The 19,248-nt window shown below is 46.7% G+C and carries 17 protein-coding genes and 2 rRNA genes (1 of these 19 only partly in view); 1 reads left to right on the top strand and 18 read right to left on the bottom strand.

What is annotated here, in order from left to right; genetic code table 11:
- The 3 genes from V6W81_RS00410 to V6W81_RS00400 form a co-directional block, all read right to left on the bottom strand.
- Nucleotides 1-817 (bottom strand): 23S ribosomal RNA (locus V6W81_RS00410); it reaches 2,109 nt to the left of the window's first position.
- A gap of 339 nt (nucleotides 818-1,156) precedes the next feature.
- Nucleotides 1,157-2,709 (bottom strand): 16S ribosomal RNA (locus tag V6W81_RS00405).
- Together the 16S and 23S rRNA genes form the textbook arrangement of a ribosomal RNA operon.
- Nucleotides 2,710-3,258: 549 nt before the next feature.
- Entirely contained in the window at nucleotides 3,259-3,807 is a 549-nt protein-coding gene (locus tag V6W81_RS00400) for a hypothetical protein (protein ID WP_338541227.1), read from the bottom strand.
- Nucleotides 3,808-3,896: 89 nt separating this feature from the next.
- Between V6W81_RS00400 and V6W81_RS00395 the strand changes: the two genes are divergently transcribed.
- Nucleotides 3,897-4,499, top strand: coding sequence for a TetR/AcrR family transcriptional regulator (locus V6W81_RS00395; protein WP_145053218.1), 603 nt, complete (start codon nucleotides 3,897-3,899; stop codon nucleotides 4,497-4,499).
- A 105-nt stretch (nucleotides 4,500-4,604) separates the two neighbouring features.
- Here the strand turns inward: V6W81_RS00395 and V6W81_RS00390 are convergent, their stop codons facing one another.
- From V6W81_RS00390 to V6W81_RS00320, 15 genes are all read right to left on the bottom strand, one after another.
- A complete protein-coding gene (locus tag V6W81_RS00390) occupies nucleotides 4,605-6,038 on the bottom strand; it encodes a TrkH family potassium uptake protein (RefSeq protein WP_338541226.1) in 1,434 nt (477 codons plus the stop codon).
- 337 nt (nucleotides 6,039-6,375) lie between these two features.
- Nucleotides 6,376-7,887, bottom strand: coding sequence for a lysine--tRNA ligase (gene lysS / locus V6W81_RS00385; protein ID WP_128099783.1), 1,512 nt, complete (start codon nucleotides 7,885-7,887; stop codon nucleotides 6,376-6,378).
- A 120-nt stretch (nucleotides 7,888-8,007) separates the two neighbouring features.
- The gene (greA, locus tag V6W81_RS00380) at nucleotides 8,008-8,484 is read right to left on the bottom strand and encodes a transcription elongation factor GreA (RefSeq protein ID WP_056697486.1); all 477 of its coding nucleotides are present in this window, start codon (nucleotides 8,482-8,484) and stop codon (nucleotides 8,008-8,010) included.
- A gap of 247 nt (nucleotides 8,485-8,731) precedes the next feature.
- Entirely contained in the window at nucleotides 8,732-9,751 is a 1,020-nt protein-coding gene (dusB, locus tag V6W81_RS00375) for a tRNA dihydrouridine synthase DusB (protein ID WP_056697465.1), read from the bottom strand.
- 202 nt (nucleotides 9,752-9,953) lie between these two features.
- Nucleotides 9,954-10,157, bottom strand: coding sequence for a helix-turn-helix domain-containing protein (locus V6W81_RS00370; protein WP_056697464.1), 204 nt, complete (start codon nucleotides 10,155-10,157; stop codon nucleotides 9,954-9,956).
- Nucleotides 10,109-10,657, bottom strand: a complete 549-nt coding sequence (folK, locus tag V6W81_RS00365; protein ID WP_338541225.1) for a 2-amino-4-hydroxy-6-hydroxymethyldihydropteridine diphosphokinase — start codon at nucleotides 10,655-10,657, stop codon at nucleotides 10,109-10,111. The genes V6W81_RS00370 and folK overlap by 49 nt, the downstream gene beginning before the upstream one ends.
- A gap of 9 nt (nucleotides 10,658-10,666) precedes the next feature.
- Nucleotides 10,667-11,029 (bottom strand): dihydroneopterin aldolase, encoded by a 363-nt coding sequence (gene folB, locus V6W81_RS00360; protein ID WP_145053210.1) that lies wholly within the window; start codon nucleotides 11,027-11,029, stop codon nucleotides 10,667-10,669.
- 58 nt (nucleotides 11,030-11,087) lie between these two features.
- A complete protein-coding gene (folP, locus tag V6W81_RS00355; RefSeq protein ID WP_338541224.1) occupies nucleotides 11,088-11,951 on the bottom strand; it encodes a dihydropteroate synthase in 864 nt (287 codons plus the stop codon).
- Nucleotides 11,948-12,832, bottom strand: coding sequence for an aminotransferase class IV (locus V6W81_RS00350; RefSeq protein WP_338541223.1), 885 nt, complete (start codon nucleotides 12,830-12,832; stop codon nucleotides 11,948-11,950). Before V6W81_RS00350 ends, folP begins: the two co-directional genes overlap by 4 nt.
- Nucleotide 12,833: 1 nt before the next feature.
- Nucleotides 12,834-13,409 (bottom strand): aminodeoxychorismate/anthranilate synthase component II, encoded by a 576-nt coding sequence (pabA, locus tag V6W81_RS00345; protein WP_056697455.1) that lies wholly within the window; start codon nucleotides 13,407-13,409, stop codon nucleotides 12,834-12,836.
- A gap of 69 nt (nucleotides 13,410-13,478) precedes the next feature.
- A complete protein-coding gene (locus tag V6W81_RS00340) occupies nucleotides 13,479-15,074 on the bottom strand; it encodes an anthranilate synthase component I family protein (RefSeq protein ID WP_338543909.1) in 1,596 nt (531 codons plus the stop codon).
- A gap of 142 nt (nucleotides 15,075-15,216) precedes the next feature.
- Nucleotides 15,217-16,155, bottom strand: coding sequence for a cysteine synthase A (gene cysK, locus V6W81_RS00335; protein WP_128099777.1), 939 nt, complete (start codon nucleotides 16,153-16,155; stop codon nucleotides 15,217-15,219).
- 338 nt (nucleotides 16,156-16,493) lie between these two features.
- Nucleotides 16,494-17,444, bottom strand: coding sequence for a peptidyl-prolyl cis-trans isomerase (locus V6W81_RS00330; RefSeq protein ID WP_338541222.1), 951 nt, complete (start codon nucleotides 17,442-17,444; stop codon nucleotides 16,494-16,496).
- Nucleotides 17,445-17,467: 23 nt separating this feature from the next.
- Entirely contained in the window at nucleotides 17,468-18,385 is a 918-nt protein-coding gene (hslO, locus tag V6W81_RS00325) for an Hsp33 family molecular chaperone HslO (RefSeq protein ID WP_145053202.1), read from the bottom strand.
- Nucleotides 18,386-18,475: 90 nt separating this feature from the next.
- Complete coding sequence (locus V6W81_RS00320) at nucleotides 18,476-19,246, bottom strand: type III pantothenate kinase (protein WP_056697447.1); 771 nt, start codon at nucleotides 19,244-19,246, stop codon at nucleotides 18,476-18,478.
- Between the last annotated feature and the right edge of the window lie 2 nt (nucleotides 19,247-19,248).

The following is a 19,248-nucleotide window of genomic DNA, read 5'->3' as shown; positions in this document are numbered from 1 at the left end:
CACCTCATCCCCGCACTTTTCAACGTGCGTGGGTTCGGGCCTCCAGTGCGTGTTACCGCACCTTCACCCTGGACAGGGGTAGATCACCCGGTTTCGGGTCTACGTCCACGTACTACATCGCCCTATTCAGACTCGCTTTCGCTGCGGCTCCGGCTCTTCACCTTAACCTTGCACGGGAACGTAACTCGCCGGTTCATTCTACAAAAGGCACGCCATCACCCCTAAAACGGGCTCTGACTTTTTGTAAGCACACGGTTTCAGGTTCTATTTCACTCCCCTTCCGGGGTGCTTTTCACCTTTCCCTCACGGTACTGCTTCACTATCGGTCGCTAGGAAGTATTTAGCCTTGGCAGATGGTCCTGCCGGATTCATACGGGGTTTCACGTGCCCCGCACTACTCGGGATCCGTCTCGGAGGGAACCAACTTTCAATTACAGGGCTTTTACCTTCTTTGGCGGGCCTTTCCAGACCTCTTCGTTTAACCGGTTCCTTTGTAACTCCATGTGAGACGTCCCACAACCCCAAAGAGCAAGCTCTTTGGTTTGGGCTTCTCCGCGTTCGCTCGCCGCTACTGACGGAATCACTATTGTTTTCTCTTCCTCAAGGTACTTAGATGTTTCAGTTCCCCTGGTATGCCTCTACTTGCCCTATGTATTCAGACAAGAGTAACTGGAAATTACCCCAGCTGGGTTTCCCCATTCGGACACCCCCGGATCAAAGCTTGCTTACAGCTCCCCGAGGCAGTTTCGTTGTTCGCCACGTCCTTCATCGGCTCCTAGCGCCTAGGCATCCTCCGTGTGCTCTTAGTAGCTTAACCATTCGCTCGTGTTCGAGCTGTCACTTCCCTTGTTTTGCTTGCGCAAAGCCAAAAGTCGTTCCATTTCGATCACTCGCTCCAGCAGTCTACCTTATAAAACACTTCACTTGTTTACACAAGATCAGCTTAAAGGAATGTTCTAATTCGCATTTTCGTTCGTTTCGATATCTAGTTTTCAAAGAACAAGCTCCATGCAAAAGCAAGCTGTTTGAGAGTTTGAGCTCTCAAAACTGAGCAACGAGTGAGTTAAAAGCTTTACGAAGTAAAGCTCGCTTCGGAAGCATGCTTCCTGAAGACTTGTATTTGAATGTTTCCGCTACGGGAAACGATTCTCCATAGAAAGGAGGTGATCCAGCCGCACCTTCCGATACGGCTACCTTGTTACGACTTCACCCCAATCATCTATCCCACCTTCGGCGGCTGGCTCCTTGCGGTTACCCCACCGACTTCGGGTGTTATAAACTCTCGTGGTGTGACGGGCGGTGTGTACAAGACCCGGGAACGTATTCACCGCGGCATGCTGATCCGCGATTACTAGCAATTCCGACTTCATGCAGGCGAGTTGCAGCCTGCAATCCGAACTGAGACCGGCTTTGTTGGGATTGGCTCCACCTCGCGGTTTCGCAGCCCGTTGTACCGGCCATTGTAGTACGTGTGTAGCCCAGGTCATAAGGGGCATGATGATTTGACGTCATCCCCACCTTCCTCCGGTTTGTCACCGGCAGTCTATCTAGAGTGCCCATCCGAAATGCTGGCAACTAAATATAAGGGTTGCGCTCGTTGCGGGACTTAACCCAACATCTCACGACACGAGCTGACGACAACCATGCACCACCTGTCTCCTCTGTCCCGAAGGAAAGGTACATCTCTGTACCGGTCAGAGGGATGTCAAGACCTGGTAAGGTTCTTCGCGTTGCTTCGAATTAAACCACATACTCCACTGCTTGTGCGGGTCCCCGTCAATTCCTTTGAGTTTCAGTCTTGCGACCGTACTCCCCAGGCGGAGTGCTTAATGTGTTAACTTCGGCACCAAGGGTATCGAAACCCCTAACACCTAGCACTCATCGTTTACGGCGTGGACTACCAGGGTATCTAATCCTGTTTGCTCCCCACGCTTTCGCGCCTCAGCGTCAGTTACAGCCCAGAGAGTCGCCTTCGCCACTGGTGTTCCTCCACATATCTACGCATTTCACCGCTACACGTGGAATTCCACTCTCCTCTTCTGCACTCAAGTCACCCAGTTTCCAGTGCGATCCGGGGTTGAGCCCCGGGATTAAACACCAGACTTAAATGACCGCCTGCGCGCGCTTTACGCCCAATAATTCCGGACAACGCTTGCCCCCTACGTATTACCGCGGCTGCTGGCACGTAGTTAGCCGGGGCTTTCTTCTCAGGTACCGTCACCTCAGGAGCAGTTACTCTCCTAAGCGTTCTTCCCTGGCAACAGAGCTTTACGATCCGAAAACCTTCATCACTCACGCGGCATTGCTCCGTCAGGCTTTCGCCCATTGCGGAAGATTCCCTACTGCTGCCTCCCGTAGGAGTCTGGGCCGTGTCTCAGTCCCAGTGTGGCCGATCACCCTCTCAGGTCGGCTACGCATCGTCGCCTTGGTGAGCCGTTACCTCACCAACTAGCTAATGCGCCGCAGGCCCATCCTCAAGTGATAGATTGCTCCATCTTTCCAGTTTCCTTCAGGCGAAGAAAACAAGTATTCGGTATTAGCTACCGTTTCCGGTAGTTGTCCCAAGCTTGAGGGCAGGTTGCCTACGTGTTACTCACCCGTCCGCCGCTAACCATCAGAGAAGCAAGCTTCTCTTCAAGTCCGCTCGACTTGCATGTATTAGGCATGCCGCCAGCGTTCGTCCTGAGCCAGGATCAAACTCTCCAATAAAGTATTGAAAAGAGCGATTAGCTCATTTTGAATCTGACGAGATTAAAAATCTCAATTGTGCTTCGAAACCATCCAGTCCAAAGACATGTACGATTTCTCAGCGTCGATCTTGCAAGCAAGATCGTTACTCACTCGTTGTTCAGTTTTCAAAGATCAAACTTATTTCAGTGCCGACATTCGTTCTCGTCAGCAACTTTTATATCTTATCACATCCAAACCAACTTTGCAAGCTCTTTTTTTAAGTTTCTTTCGAAGCTCACTTTGTTTGCTTGCCGCACCGTGTTTCTCGTGTTTTCTTGGCCGGAATTAGAATATACCATGTACAGATTTAGAACGCAAGCTTTTTTTGGAGAAAATTTTAAAATAAGATGTAAACACACTAAGCTCCCTCTACAAACACAAATATTATACTTCCCGCCCTATACTCAGGAATATACATCAATAGTTCTCCAAAGTTATCTTTATGAGTATTTGAGGTTCGAAGATGTCATGTATAAGATTAAACTCTTATCGAACCTCTCTTTAGATCTCTAGATCACGCTAACAAGATTACTTCATTTTCTCAAGGGGTATCTTTCGTGGCCATAACGTATAGCTGAAGCTAATAATAAAATCGATCCCTAATATCATTCCCCAAATTCTAATAAGTCCTGTGAATGCTTCTGTCCGCTCTGCATCACCAATCCACAGAATCATGATATATAGAAACAAACAGCCAATACACCAAGCAGCTAGATGCCTGAACCATCCCTGGATCTCACGATTGGCATGCTCCCTGCCATAGACCTTCTGACCTCGGGGATTATCCCCGCCTTTGAACCAATAGAGAAAGTACCGATCCGCCCAAGCAATCATGCGATGACCATAGACTATACTCACACCTATATAGATCGCCGCTATACCATGGATCGTACTCGCAGTTGCTCCACGTTGAAGATCCATGACCGTCGCCACCAATAACAATACATCCACTATAGGTGTTGCCATGAGAAGAGCGATTCCCGTTCTCTTCATCCCAAGTAGATATCGCACACTCAATCCCGCAGCCACAAACACCCAGAAGGCAATCTCACACCCTATAATAAAATAACCAATCAATTCCTTACCCCCCTCCTTTTTAACACTTGTGTACTAAAAACAATTTAACACGATTGTATTATAATAAGCAACAGTGATATAATTAGGACATGCCTAAAATAGTTGATCACGATAAACAACGCCTTCTTGTTGCGGAAGCGGCATGGCGCGTTATACGCAGGGATGGTATGGAGCATACCTCTGTTCGTAATATTGCAAAAGAAGCTAACCTATCTACAGGTTCAATGCGTCATTATTTCTCTACGCAATCCGATTTGCTCCTATATGCTATGAATCTGGTATCTGAACGAGTCACGCACCGATATCATCAGATGTCACTCACAGGTCCTCCACTGGAGGATATGAAGAAGATATTATTAGAACTCTTGCCTAATACAGACGAGAAATTTGCAGAGATGGAGGTATGGTTCGCTTTTACTGTAAAATCCAAAACAGATCCGGCGCTCAAGTCGCTTGCGGATAATGTCTATAACGAACTCCGGCGGATGGCTGCTTATGTCATCACTCATCTGATGGAGCTTGGGTTAACAAACTCCGACCTAAACGTAGAACTTGAGATCGAACGATTGTATGCACTAGTCGATGGATTAGCCATTCACGCCATACTCAGACCTGAATCAATGAATGCGAAGGTTATGGATGACATCCTCACATTACATCTTGCCTCTTTATGCGATTCACAAGAGTCGTGACTAAATACGTTATGCGATGTAAATCGAAAAAACCGTCAGACATATTGGTTAAATGCCCTGTTATCTCTAACAGCGGCTACACCACTTGTCTGACGGTTTCTTTCCTTATCCGATAATGATTCGTCCTTCTGGATGACGATACAGTTTCTTCTCTTTGCGCGGACGAAGCGCATAAGCAATCGTTAACGGCCCAATACGGCCAACAAACATCGTAAATGTAATAATAATTTTGCCCCAATCGGTTAATTCATGAGTAACACCCACCGAAAGTCCAACTGTTCCAATTGCCGAGGCGGCCTCAAACATAAGCGCGAGAAACGGCGCATCCTCTGTCGTCAATAACAGCATGACAACGACCATGAAGATGATTAAGGAAACCATAATAATGGTCAATGCCCGCATAAGAAGTTCCTTCGGAACACGTTGACGGAAGAACACAATATCTTTATTTCCACGAATCATGGCATATACGGCGCCGATCATAATTAAAAATGTTGTCGTTTTGATCCCACCACCCGTTGATCCTGGTGATGCCCCAATAAACATTAATAGAATGAAAAAGAACTGCGTCGCCTGTCTCATCTCCGTAATATCAATGGTACTCGTACCTGAGGAGCGGGTCGACACTGATTGGAATATGGCCGCATATATCTTCTCACTCCAATTCAGCGGTGCCAACGTATGTCCATTGGTGAATTCAAAGATAAATAGGACAATCGCTCCGATCCCAATCAGCGCACCCGATACGGATAGCACCAGCTTGGATTGTAGGGACAAACGGCGGCGTTTGCGATATTCGAATAGATCATTCAGAACTACAAAGCCGAGTCCACCCGAGATGACAAGGATAGAGGCTGTTAGGTTAAACAACCAGTCGCCCCTATAATACTGAAAGCTGTTACCAAATAGGTCGAACCCGCCATTATTAAACAAGGAGACCGAATGAAACACTCCATAGTATGCAGCCTGCATAACAGGCATCTCTGTTGCCCAGCGCAGCGCCAGTATAATTGCCGCTACTCCCTCAATGGTAAAAGAGAAAATCAGCACCTTACGGATGATACGTACAATACCCTCCATACTATCCGCGTTAATGGCCTCTTTGAGCAGTAACCTATCCCGAAGTGAGATGCGCTTACCCATAACCAATGCAAACAACGTGGCGATGGTCATAAATCCAAGTCCACCGAGTTGCATGAGCACCATTATAATAATCTGACCAAATAAATTGAAGGTTGTCCCAACATCTACAACAACCAGTCCGGTCACACATGCCGCAGAGGTAGCCGTAAACAGCGCATCGATAAATGCCAGGTGCTCGCCGCTCTGATTAGAGATTGGAAGCATTAGCAAAATTGTACCGATGGAGATGATAAGTATAAAACCACCAACCAGAATCAACGGAGGGGATAGAAATTTAGGGAAGTGAAGCCTGAACTTCATGAAGGGCACCTCTTTTAACAAAATACAAGCATGGTGAACGGTAAAAGTCTTGGTAGAGCTAGCTTCATCTTCATATGAGGCCCAAGAAATTATCATTTCATGATGTTTCCTTCGCTCTAACGATCCTTCTATGTAAACCTAAAGAGGAACTTGCCTCAGCTTAAACTGAACGGCAGGTTCCTCTTCTATTATGAACGCATAGCACGTTCCATATTAGTGCGTGTTCAAAAAGGGCGGTTTTCAGTACCGAGAAGATGGGATGAAGATAGAAATGGAGTAGCGGAGCGTAGGCAAACTACGTGAGCAACTACATTGTTTCCTACGGAAACAAACTTCGTAAGCCTCCACTTATTTCGGCTGAATCCCATCTTCGATGCTGAGATGCTGTTAGGCATCCTTCGTAATCAAAAGCGAACTTTTTGAACAACCTCTATTAATCTTGTGTACGTGGACGCATATGAGGGAAGAGCAGTACATCCCGAATGGATGGTGAGTTTGTGAGCAACATGATCAATCGGTCAATCCCGATGCCCAGTCCACCTGTCGGTGGCATACCATATTCGAGCGCACGAATGAAGTCATCATCCATCTCATGTGCCTCATCATTCCCGTGTTCCTTCTCAAGCATCTGTGCTTCAAAACGCTGACGCTGATCAATTGGATCATTCAACTCAGTGAAGGCATTCGCATGCTCACGTCCAACGATGAACAACTCGAAGCGATCCGTGAAGCGTGGATCTACATCGCTTTTCTTCGCCAGTGGCGAAATTTCAAGCGGGTGTCCCATAATGAAAGTTGGCTGAATCAACGTTTCTTCTACAAATTGCTCGAAGAACGCATTCAGAATATGGCCAAATGTCATATGCTTCTCAACCGGAACGTTATGCTCCTTCGCCAAGCTGTGTGCTTCCTCATCCGTCATATGCACGGAGAAGTCTACACCAACCACTTCTTTAACCGCATCTACCATCGTAACCCGGCGCCATTCTGGCTTAAGATTCACTTCATGCTCTCCATACTGGATTACTTGCGTACCCAATACTTCCTGAGCAATATGTGCAACCAGATTCTCTGTCAAATGCATGATATCTTTATAGTCAGCATATGCTTCATACAATTCAATCATCGTGAATTCTGGATTGTGACGTGTTGACATCCCTTCGTTCCGGTATACACGGCCGATCTCATAGACTTTCTCCAATCCGCCAACAATCAGGCGTTTCAGGTGTAGCTCAATTGCGATCCGCATGTACAGTTCCATATCCAGCGCATTGTGATGCGTGATGAATGGACGCGCCGCAGCACCACCTGCGATCGTATGCAAGGTCGGTGTTTCCACTTCCAGGTATCCCAGAGAATCCAAATAACGACGCATAGACTGAATGATTTTGGAACGCAAAATAAACGTCTGTTGCACATCCGGGCTCATAATCAGGTCAACATAGCGCTGACGATAACGCAGCTCTACATCAGTAAGACCGTGGAATTTGTCCGGTAGCGGATAGAGGGATTTGGAGAGCACTTCTAGATCTTTCACTTTAACGGAAGTTTCGCCCGTTTTCGTTTTGAAGATCACACCGCTAACTCCAACAATATCTCCTAGATCCAGCAGGCTGAATGCCGCGTATTTGTCCTCTGCCACGGTATCCTGACGAACATAGATCTGGATTCTGCCGCTCAGGTCCTGAATATGCGCAAAGCTTGCCTTACCCATTCCCCGCTTCGCCATAATCCGCCCGGCAATACTGACTTCGATCTGCTTCTCTTCCAGCTCTTCCTTAGTCAGTTCTTCATACTTCTTCAAAATAGAACCGGCTTCTTCGGTACGCACGTATTTTTGGCCAAAAGGATCAATTCCCAATTTGCGGAGCTCGTCCAATTTGTCGCGGCGAATTTGCAAAAGCTCGCTAAGTTCGGTTTCCTGATTCAAGACTTCATCCGTCATGATCTGTATTCATCTCCTTATTTACATTGCAGACATTCTCAGAGGTGTCACCCTCATATGATGAAAAAGCTTCCCTAAGGAAGCTTTTGTCTTTCGTGTCCTACTGCTTCATTGCTATGATTATTTTTTAATATCTACAATTTTATATTGAATTACGCCAGCAGGTACACTCACATCAACAACTGTACCTTTTTTCTTGCCCAAAATTGCTTTACCAACAGGGCTTTCGTTCGAAATTTTGTTCTGAAGCGGATTAGATTCCGCAGTTCCTACAATCGTATATTCTGTGATATCACCGAACTCGAGATCTTCTACAGTAACGGTTGCACCGATACTTACAGCATCTGTGTCGATCTCGTCGCTGTTAATGATTCGAGCGTTACGCAGCAATTTCTCCAATGTAATGATACGACCTTCAATAAAAGCCTGTTCATTCTTAGCATCTTCATATTCGGAGTTTTCACTGATATCTCCATAACCGATGGCTACTTTGATCCGTTCAGCCACTTCACGGCGCTTCACTGATTTTAGTGTTTCCAGTTCTTCTTCCAGCTTCTTGAGTCCTTCTGGTGTAAGGATAACTTCCTTATCGCTCATCTCAACCGATTCTCCTGTCATGGGAATAATTTGATTGCATGGCAACGGAATCCATGCCGTTTGTTCACAGAGCTCCGCCCACATACATCTTAGAAACTATATGAAGTTCTCCGGAGAAACAGAACGTCCTCCTGATGCACTAACCTTATGACGCACATGGCGAATTTATACTGTGAAATTATAGGGGAACGGTCTCGAAAAGTCAATGTTACGCCCCTTATATCTGTAAACGTTTTACAATCCGAGTTTAGGATGCATTGCCTGCTGCAACGGGTTCAGTTTCTAGGTTACCTTCCAACTTCAGTCTACCTACAAAATCCTCCAAAATTTGTACCATCTCATCACGTTTGGTACCTTCCATAATGATATCTTTGATCCTAGCAGAACCTTTCAGTCCTTTCAGATACCAAGCTAGATGTTTACGCATCTCCCGTACAGCAACCGTCTCGTTCTTCAATGCAATCAGGCGATCCATATGCAGAATTGCAACACGAATCTTCTCCTCACCATTCGGGTCAGGGAGTAATTCACCTGTGCTTAAGTATTGAATCGTACGGTATAACATCCATGGATTCCCCAAGGCAGCACGACCAATCATCACGCCGTCACATCCCGTTTCATCTAACATACGACGGGCATCCTCCGGTGAAGATACATCGCCATTCCCAATTACCGGGATCGAGACAGCCTCTTTTACATCCTTAATGTGTGACCAATCTGCCGTACCTGTATAGAGCTGCTCCCGTGTTCTTCCGTGCACACTTACCGCTTGACCGCCAGCACGTTCAATCGCAAGTGCATTCTCCACCGCAAAGATATGTTCACTATCCCAGCCGATCCTCATCTTAACCGTTACCGGCTTCTCAACAGCATCCACGACAGCGGAGACCATTTCGTAGATCTTATTTGGATCAAGCAACCATCTTGCACCTGCATCACATTTCGTCACTTTAGGTACAGGACAGCCCATGTTAATGTCGATAATGTCTGCATTCGTCTCTTTGTCCACGATTTTGGCTGCTTCGATAAGTGAATCGCGATCGCCTCCAAAGATTTGCAGGCTTAGTGGTTTCTCACGTTCATCAACAAACAGCATCTCACGTGTACGCTGATTGCCATGCACGATGGCCTTACCACTCACCATCTCCGCACATACGAGGCCTGTTCCGAATTCCTTCGCGATCAAACGAAAAGCCGGATTACATACACCAGCCATCGGCGCAAGTACGACCTGGTTTTTCATTTCAATGCCACCAATTTTCAGCATGTTCGTCGTTACACTCCTCATCAAACCGTAGGACTCTTACTTGAGTCCCCGTAATGTTCCAGTTATTTGTATTCAGGTAGTATTTCGTACACATGGTGTTTAATCATGATTAATCTATACGAATCAACAGCGCTATATAAAATCAACGATTATTAAGATATTTCTATATGGTTATGCCCTCAAGAGCACATGTAGTGATGACTTACTCGCCTCTAATCTCCGATACACTAATCCCCAGCATCTCTGCAATCCGATTCAGCTCCTGTTCGGATACTTTGCGATTGCCGCGTTCAATGGTTCCGAGCGTCGCCAGTGAGATGCGCGTTTTTGAAGCAAGCTCTTGTTGTGTCAAACCTTTCAGCTTCCGGAATGCCCGGATTCGATTGGCCAATTGCACGTTTTCCAAAGCTGTATTCCATCCTTTCCATCGAGAACAGACAACGATGCATGTACAAAGTCATACAAGCCCGAAGGCTCATTCTTCATGACAACGTCTGACAACGGAACTAACACAAATGCACGTTCACCCATGCGCGGGTGAGGCAGTTGAAGTACTTCGGTCTCCCGCGTCTCTCCAGCGACCCAGAGTAAATCCAGATCAACGGTACGAGGACCCCAACGAATATCACGAACACGTCCAAGCCGATTCTCAACATCTAATAATTCCGTGAGCAACTGCTCCGGTGTTAATTGTGTCGTTACAGCTATAGCCATATTTAGAAAAGCAGGCTGATCCACATACCCGACAGGATCCGTCTCATAGAGCGCGGAACAGCGCAGTATAGATATATGCGGATGTACATCCAGGAGCGTTAACGCTTCAAGCAATGTCTGCTCTCGGTCGCCCAAATTGGCCCCCAAAGCAATATAAGCCTCTGAAGAATCAGAGGTCGAATGTGCAATCATGATCGGTTCTCACTTTCTTGTGCGGCGAAGCTCTACCGTTACGCCCCCAAAATGAATATCAAATGGTGGATGTGGCTTCGTCACTTTGACTGTCAATGCATTGATAATAGTATAAGTGTCTAGTAAAGAAGATGCAATATGCTCCCCTAAAGCTTCAATTAACTGGAATGAAGTATTCTCGACAATACGCTTCACTAGTTCATGAATCTCTGCGTAATTAATTGTTTTGGTTAAGTCATCATTACGTCCGGCCTCGCCCAAGTCCATATCAATATCCAGATCAATATAATAACGCTGTCCAAGCTTCCGCTCTTCCTCAAATACCCCGTGATATCCGTAATACTCCATCCGGTGTAGCACCATTCTATCCATTATATAACCGCCTATCTTTTTATAATAAAAAACATGCACTCGTTGCTACACAGCCAATTTATTTTCTTCGCAAGCCAGGAGATGCATATAACATGGCATCACACATGTCTACCGTCCGACGAATTGATTTTACATCATGGACACGTACCATCTGACAGCCTTGTGCAATGCCAAAAGCTACAGTTGCAGCTGTCCCCTCTACTGCATCATCGGCCTGAACCCCCAAGGTGTTCTGGATGAACCTCTTACGTGAGGTTGCTAGTAGAACAGGATAACCTAGCTCGTTCAGCATAGCTAATGAAGACATCAATGTGAGATTCTCCTTTAGATCCTTCACGAAGCCGATTCCCGGATCAATGATAATCTGATCCTGATGTACACCTGCCTTCAGGGCAATCTGCACACTTTCCTCGATATCCTGCACGACATCCTGTAAATAATTAGAGTAGTCTCGTTCTTGTCGATTGTGCATCAACATCAGAGGGCAACCAAGCTCTGCCGCTGTTTGTGCCATAGCCGGATCCGCTTTGGCTCCCCACACATCATTGATGATATGTGCCCCAGCCAGAATAGCCTGCCGAGCTACATCCGCCTTGTAGGTATCCACCGATATCGGAATATGTGGAGCTTGCTGGTGTAGTGCTTTAATTACCGGAATAATCCGGCTTAATTCCTCCTCGGAATTCACAACCTCTGAGCCTGGTCTCGTGGATTCTCCACCGATATCAATTAGATCAGCGCCGTCCTCTATCATCTGTATGGCATGAGCCACAGCGAGGTCAACATGATTGTAACGCCCGCCATCGGAGAATGAATCAGGCGTGACGTTCAAGATGCCCATAATTAATGTCCGGTCTCCGAGTTTTAATTCCGCTGGGCCAAAGGAATACGTTCGTTCATATATAACTGGCGTAAGTGTCATGAAGTATACCCCGCTTTCTCTCGATACATACCCAGAAGTAAAGATGTAACTGGGCCTATTTGTCCGTTGCTAATGATTGTTTCCGTTCCATGTTGATCACGTAAAGTCGTGACAGGGACAAGCTCCGTTACCGACCCTGTCAGGAAAGCCTCGTCTGCATGCAGCAGCTCATTCCAGCAAAATAATCCCTCTTTACAAGGAATACCTTGCTGTAGTGCTAACTCCAATACAACAGCACGGGTGATGCCTGGTAAGATACCCGTCTCAATCGCTGGTGTGTACAACACACCCTGCATCATCCAAAATACGTTGCTTACGATTCCCTCAGCCACATGGCCGCTACGTGTTAATTGCAGCCCTTCTGCGCCCTGAGCTGGTGCACCATATCCATTCAACTCCCGTTTGGCAAGAATGCTGTTCATATAATGTAACGACTTGAAGCGAACATGCCCTTCAGGCGTATTACGAGGTGTCGTCAGACATTGAAGCATTTTACCCTGCTCATAGAGAGAGGGGGATAGGAGCGGTAACTCTTTAGCCAGCACGATATGGTTGGGCTGAATATAATCTCCGGATGGTAATCCAAGAGAAGCTTCACCCGCCGAGATGGTATAACGCACATAAGCATCTTCTAACTCATTCGCTTGTAACAAACGCTGAATCCAATCTGTCACCTGCGCTGTTGTTACCGTAAAAGGAATACCTAGTTCGTGGCACCCAGCAGCCATTCGCTCTAAATGCTGCTCCAGCAGAAAAGGCACACCACGATACGTCCGAAATGTCTCGAACAAACCAAGTCCATATAAAAAGCCGTGATCCGTTACCGGAATCACGGCTGCCGCCATATGGATTACGTCTCCGTTGATCGCGGCATAGTTCATGTTATACGGTCACCCGCCCGGACAAGAAGTTACGTAACATCTGATGACCGTGATCTGTAATAATCGATTCTGGATGGAACTGAACGCCTTCAATCGCATATTCTTTATGACGCAATCCCATGATCTCACCTTCAGCAGTTTCTGCTGTGATCTCTAAACAGTCTGGTAAGCTGCTGCGCTCAACAATCAAGGAATGGTAACGTGTAGCTGTAAAAGGTGACGGTAATCCAGCGAAGACGGATGTACCATTATGATGCATCTCAGATGTCTTACCATGCATCATGCGATCTGCTCGAATCACATTACCGCCGAAGGCCTGTCCAATGGATTGATGTCCTAGACATACGCCAAAGATTGGAATGCTACCCTTGAAGTGATCAATAACAGCCAAGCTGATCCCCGCTTCAGTTGGAGTGCAAGGGCCCGGAGAGATCAGAATATGATCAGGTGCCAGAGCTTCAATACCTGCCAGATCAATTTCATCGTTGCGACGTACTTCCACAGTCTCACCTAGTTCACCAAGATATTGAACCAGGTTGTACGTGAAGGAATCGTAATTATCGATAACCAGTATCATATGCCTGCTCCTCCTATTTGTCCGTCAACACAGTGACGGTTGCTTCATTTTTTTTAGTTTACAACCAATTCAGACCGATTCCGTTGTTATTTCTAGCGACTTCTTTACTTGTATGGATTCCTCGCTATATTGCACAGCTCTCATCATTGCTCTCGCCTTATTGCGACATTCCTTATATTCACGATATGGATCTGAATCAATGACGATGCCTGCCCCTGCCTGTACGTATCCGATGTCATCTTTGATTGCCAGTGTACGAATCACAATGTTCAATTCCATATTGCCACTGTAATCCATCCATCCGATCGAACCTGTGTATGGTCCGCGACGTACCGGCTCCAGCTCCTCAATAATCTCCATTGTACGTACCTTGGGCGCACCGGTAATCGTCCCACCTGGGAATGTAGCCGCAATGACATCAAAAGCAGATAAACCCGTTGCCAGCGTCCCCTCAACCTGGGATACCAGATGCATCACATGGGAGTATTTCTCGATCGTCATCAGCTCTGGAACATGCACCGACCCATAGGCTGCAATTCTCCCTATATCATTGCGCTCCAGGTCAACCAGCATAATATGCTCAGCCCGTTCCTTGTCGCTGTTCAGCAACTCGGCAGCCATCAGCTTATCCTCAGCCTCGTCCCGTCCGCGTCTGCGAGTACCGGCTATGGGACGTGCGCTAACTTTGCCATTGTCGACCTTAACGAGCAGCTCCGGAGAACCACTGACCAGTTGAAATTCAGGACTGCGTAACATCCCCATATATGGGGATGGATTAACGAGACGTAGCCACTCATAGATATGCTCTGCCTTGGTATTCAGCTGCTTTTCCTGTCGTAATGATAGGTTCACCTGAAATACATCTCCCTGCCGGATATATTCCTGCACCCGATGCACGGCTTGTTCGAACTGGTGCTGGGGAAATGCTGTCTTCCAGCCTTCTGTTTCCAGATCCGTTACGTCTTCCTGCTGTGACAAAAGTAATCGCTGCTGCCGCTCCGTTGAGACTTGCAATTGATGCTCACCTTGGGCAGCTGTCCATATGTTCAACCAGCGGTCTTGCATCAAGGCTGCACGCTGCTCTGCCTTAACGTACAACTTAGATAACGCTTGTTCACTTGGATCTTCCGGCATTGCCATATGAACCATACAGAACAAAGCCTGTAGCTCATGATCATACGCCCAGATTTCCTCAAAGCGCATCCACCAGTAATCCGGTAGTTCTGGATTATCCTCAGCAATCGTTGGCAACTTCTCTAAAGATCGAGCTATATCATAGCTGAGATATCCAACACAGCCACCCCCGAAATCGGGTGCTCCTTCTACCTTCGGGGCACGGTAGGCTGCTGACCATCGTTTCAACACATCAAGCGGCTTGCCGCTCTCAGTGGTTGTATCTCCTTTTTCGAGGTCATAAATGACTGCTTCGTTGCCTTTGCCAGAGATAACGGAAACGGGATGTAGTCCAAGAAATGTATATCTTCCGCCCTTTCCATTCTCTAACACCATTGCATAAGGTGAAGCCTGCTGCCAAGCCTCTTCCCAGGTTAACGGTAAACCGCCATGATCCGGCTCATCATCCGACTTCATCATATATGGCAGCATGGTCCAGCCTTGTTTGGCCCACTCTGTCCAGTCGGCGTATGTTGTCATCACGTGTGTCATTGCGGTGTACCGCCCTCCATCTGTCGCTAGTTCTATTGTCTGATAGTATACTAAAGCACCGCTCCTTTTAAAAGCGTTCAGCAAAAAATCCTCCTCGCCCTACATATGGGCAAGGAGGATTGAATGTACATTCAGGACAGGATTAAGCTTCGAAGTTATACAGCGGCGTGCTCAAATAACGTTCGCCATTACTTGGTACAATAACCACTACACGCTTGCCTTCACCCAATTGTTTAGCGACTTGCAAACCTGCACGAATCGCTGCACCAGAAGAGATACCAGACAGGATACCTTCTTCTTTGGCTACCAGGCGAGCTGTTTCGAATGCATCGTCATTCTCGATGTGAATGATCTCATCATAGATTTCTTGATCCAAAATTTCAGGAATGAAGTTGGCACCGATTCCCTGAATTTTGTGAGGCCCTGGCTTACCGCCAGCCAAAATTGGCGAAGCCGCTGGCTCTACAGCAATAACTTTTACAGAAGGGAATGCTTCTTTCAGCACTTCACCTGTTCCTGTAATTGTACCGCCTGTACCAATCCCTGCAACGAAAGCATCCAACGTACCACCCACAGATTGAATTGCTTCAACAATCTCAGGGCCAGTCGTTTCACGGTGGATTTTCACGTTGGCTTTATTTTTGAATTGCTCAGCCATGAAATAGGTCGGATTCTCCTTCAGGAGCTCTTCCGCTTTTTTGACAGCACCATTCATACCTTCAGCGCCAGGCGTAAGCACGAGCTCAGCACCATAAGCACGAAGCAAGTTACGGCGCTCCAAGCTCATTGTTTCAGGCATTACAATAACGGACTTATAGCCTTTAGCTGCAGCCACCATCGCGAGACCGATTCCTGTGTTACCACTTGTAGCTTCAATAATGGTATCACCTGGTTTCAACTTGCCTTCTTTTTCCGCTTCTTCTACAATGCTAACTGCAATACGGTCTTTAACGCTTGACCCTGGATTCTGATACTCCAGCTTCACGAATATTTCAGCACTGCCTTCTGGTACGATACGGTTCAGACGAACAAGCGGAGTACCTCCGATGAGTTCTGTTACGTTATTTACTACTTTAGCCATATGAATGCCCTCCTTAGTTGGATGAATAATACTTGGTGCGGTTACCTATACATGTACGGCTGAAGCAGCCTCTGGTTGTTATAGAAGAACTGCGGAAATCCGTTAACATCCATGCTGTCAGCTATGTCCTCTAACCAGTATGGGGATTCCGTAGGTTTCTTTTTTGGTTTTTATTTTTATTCCGAGTAAACGAGTAGGTATTTGATTATTTTCATCTTATCAACCTTACGCCCTATTGTCAATATGAGTACTAAAAAAAATACTCTGCCTTGGGCCTTAAGCCTGTAGACAGAGTATTTTTATCACGATGAAGTTAATTCGCAAGATCTATTCATTAATTATGACGCCGGAATATCGGAAACGACCACCGCTTCATACTTGTTTCGAAGTCTTTCTTCCACCTGGGGAAGCGGGTCTGCTTGACTTAATGCCAGTTGCATCCGAATTTCTTCGTGAGCCTCTTCTGCCGATTGCTCCTGACGTTCCTGAATATCGTTCAATTTGATGATGGCATATCCTTCTTGAATATCTACAGGTCCTGCAATATCACCAATCTCCAACTGACCTGCAAGGTTCAATACTTCTTCGGGTTGAAATGGATCATTCTGCTCAATCCAGCCTAGTTTCCCACCCAAATCACGAGAAAAGCTGTCGGTTGATTCGACACGTGCAGTCTGCTCGAAGTCTGCCCCGTTTTCCAGAGCTTCCAATAAGGAATCCGCTTCTCTTTTATCCTTCACCACAATCATGGACAGATCATACTTCTCCGGGGAAACGTAATCTTCTTGATGCTCGTTCCAGTAACGCTCGATATCTGAATCCTTAATCTGAATGCTGCTCGTTGCAATCTTCTCCAAGAGAAGCCTGTACCCTGCCTCCAGTTCAAGATCTTGCCTAGATAAACCGAGCTGAGACTGCATCTCGTCATAATACGATTGTTCCGAATCATATCCATCCATTGCATTGGTAAGTTCCTTCGCAATTTCTCTAGGTGTTACCGTTAGATTACGTGCAATGGCTTCGGCGTATACTGCTTTGCGGTTGAGCATCTGAAGCAATAATTCGCTGCCATAGCGCTTCTTCAAAGCATCTGTCCAATCTTTATCCGTGATCACTTCTCCGTTAATTGTGGCTACAGCGCTACCTTCCTCTTGACCTGAATCATGGGGTAGCTCCCCCTCTTCACGACCTGTCCTGAGACCCTGTACCACCATGACCGAACCCATCACAAGCATACCAAGCGTCAAGACAATTACAGCCGTCCATAATCCTTTTTCTTGCCTTGTCATTCCGTATCCCGTCCCCGCTAGAATCAGTTCTTGGCTTGCTCCAGAATGGTCTCAAGTTGTTCCTTATTAAAATCATACGCTTCATTACAGAATTGACATACCACTTCAGCCTGGCCTTCTTCTTCAATTAATTGCTCCATTTCCGATTGGCCTAAGCTAATGAGCGTCTGCTCTACGCGTTCCCGTGAACACTCACAACGGAATCGAATATCCATTTCATCTAGTACTTGTACATCAGGGAGGATTCGAGTCAACAATTGTTCGAGCTCAAGTCCTTGATCCAGCAAAGTTGTAACAGGTGGCAGTGTGCCGATCGACTTTTCAATAACCGTAATCTCATCATCAGATAGTCCTGGAAGGAGCTGTACAATAAATCCACCTGCCACGATCACGGAGTTATCCGTATCAACCAGAACACCTACACCTACAGCAGACGGCGTTTGCTCTGATTTAGCAAAATAGTACGTGAAATCTTCACCTAGTTCACCAGAAATAATTGGGACACTACCGCGATAAGGCTCTTTCAGTCCAAGGTCCTTCGTTACATTGACGAAGCCTTCCGTTCCTACTGCACCTGCAACATCCAGTTTACCCATACTATTGCTAGGCAAGTGCACGTGTGGGTTGGAAACATAACCACGCACTTCACCTTTCGCATTGGCGTCTGCTACAATCTGGCCGATTGGACCATCGCCCTTAACCTGAATGGTGAGCTTCTCTTCTCCCTTAAGCATAGCACCCATGATAGCCGCAGCTGTAAGGGTACGCCCCATGGCAGCTGTAGCCGTGGGAAACGTATCGTGTCTTCTGCGCAGCTCCTCAACCAATTCTGTCGTCTGGACAGCAAATGCTCTAACCCGTCCATCCATTGCTGTACCTCGAATTAATCGATCTTGTTTTTTGTTTTCCAAGTCATTCAGCCTCCTTTGGCGTTTTGCCATGTATTATTGTGTATCCATCTAATGTAGAAGAAAAAAAACGGCACAACACGTAAGACTGTCTAATCAGCCCGCTGTCTGCGCCCTTTGTTCTTACCTTTCCCGGTTCCGCTCATAAATGATACGCAGCCCTTCAAGCGTAAGCAGCGGATCGACTTCTTCAATGCTGCGGGTTTCTTCTGCAATCAAAGCAGCAAGTCCACCAGTCGCGATGACCTTCGGCTTCGCTCCCAGCTCCTCACGAATGCGTTCCACGATTCCGTCCACCTGCCCTGCATACCCATAGATAATGCCCGCCTGCATGGCATGAACCGTATTACGGCCTATGACCTTCTTGGGTTTCTCTAGCTCGATACGGGGTAACTTAGACGCCCGCTCGTACAGTGCTTCTGTGGCAATATGAATGCCTGGTACGATGGCACCACCTAAATAATTGCCCTTCTCGTCAATACAGTCAAATGTCGTCGCTGTTCCGAAATCAACAACGACAAGCGGCCCCCCATATTTATGAACGGCTGCTACTGCATTCACGATTCGATCTGCACCTACTTCACGAGGGTTCTCGTAACGCAGATTAAGTCCTGTCTTAATTCCAGGCCCAACAAGCATTGGCTTTTTGCCAACATACTTAGCACACATCGTTTCAATCACATTCACCAGTGGTGGAACGACAGATGAAATGATAACTCCTTCAATGTCACGTGTAGAGATACCGGACATATGAAATAAATTATAAATCAATACGCCATATTCATCCACTGTGGACTGACGAGATGTGCTCAAGCGAAAATGGTGGAGCAACGTTCGACCTTGATATACACCAAGAACGATATTGCTGTTGCCCACGTCTACTACAAGAATCAAAG

This window comes from Paenibacillus tundrae (assembly GCF_036884255.1).
Classification (GTDB): Bacteria; Bacillota; Bacilli; order Paenibacillales; family Paenibacillaceae; genus Paenibacillus.
The sequence above is the reverse complement of the archived record's forward strand: the minus strand, read 5'-3'. Positions and strand labels throughout refer to the sequence as shown.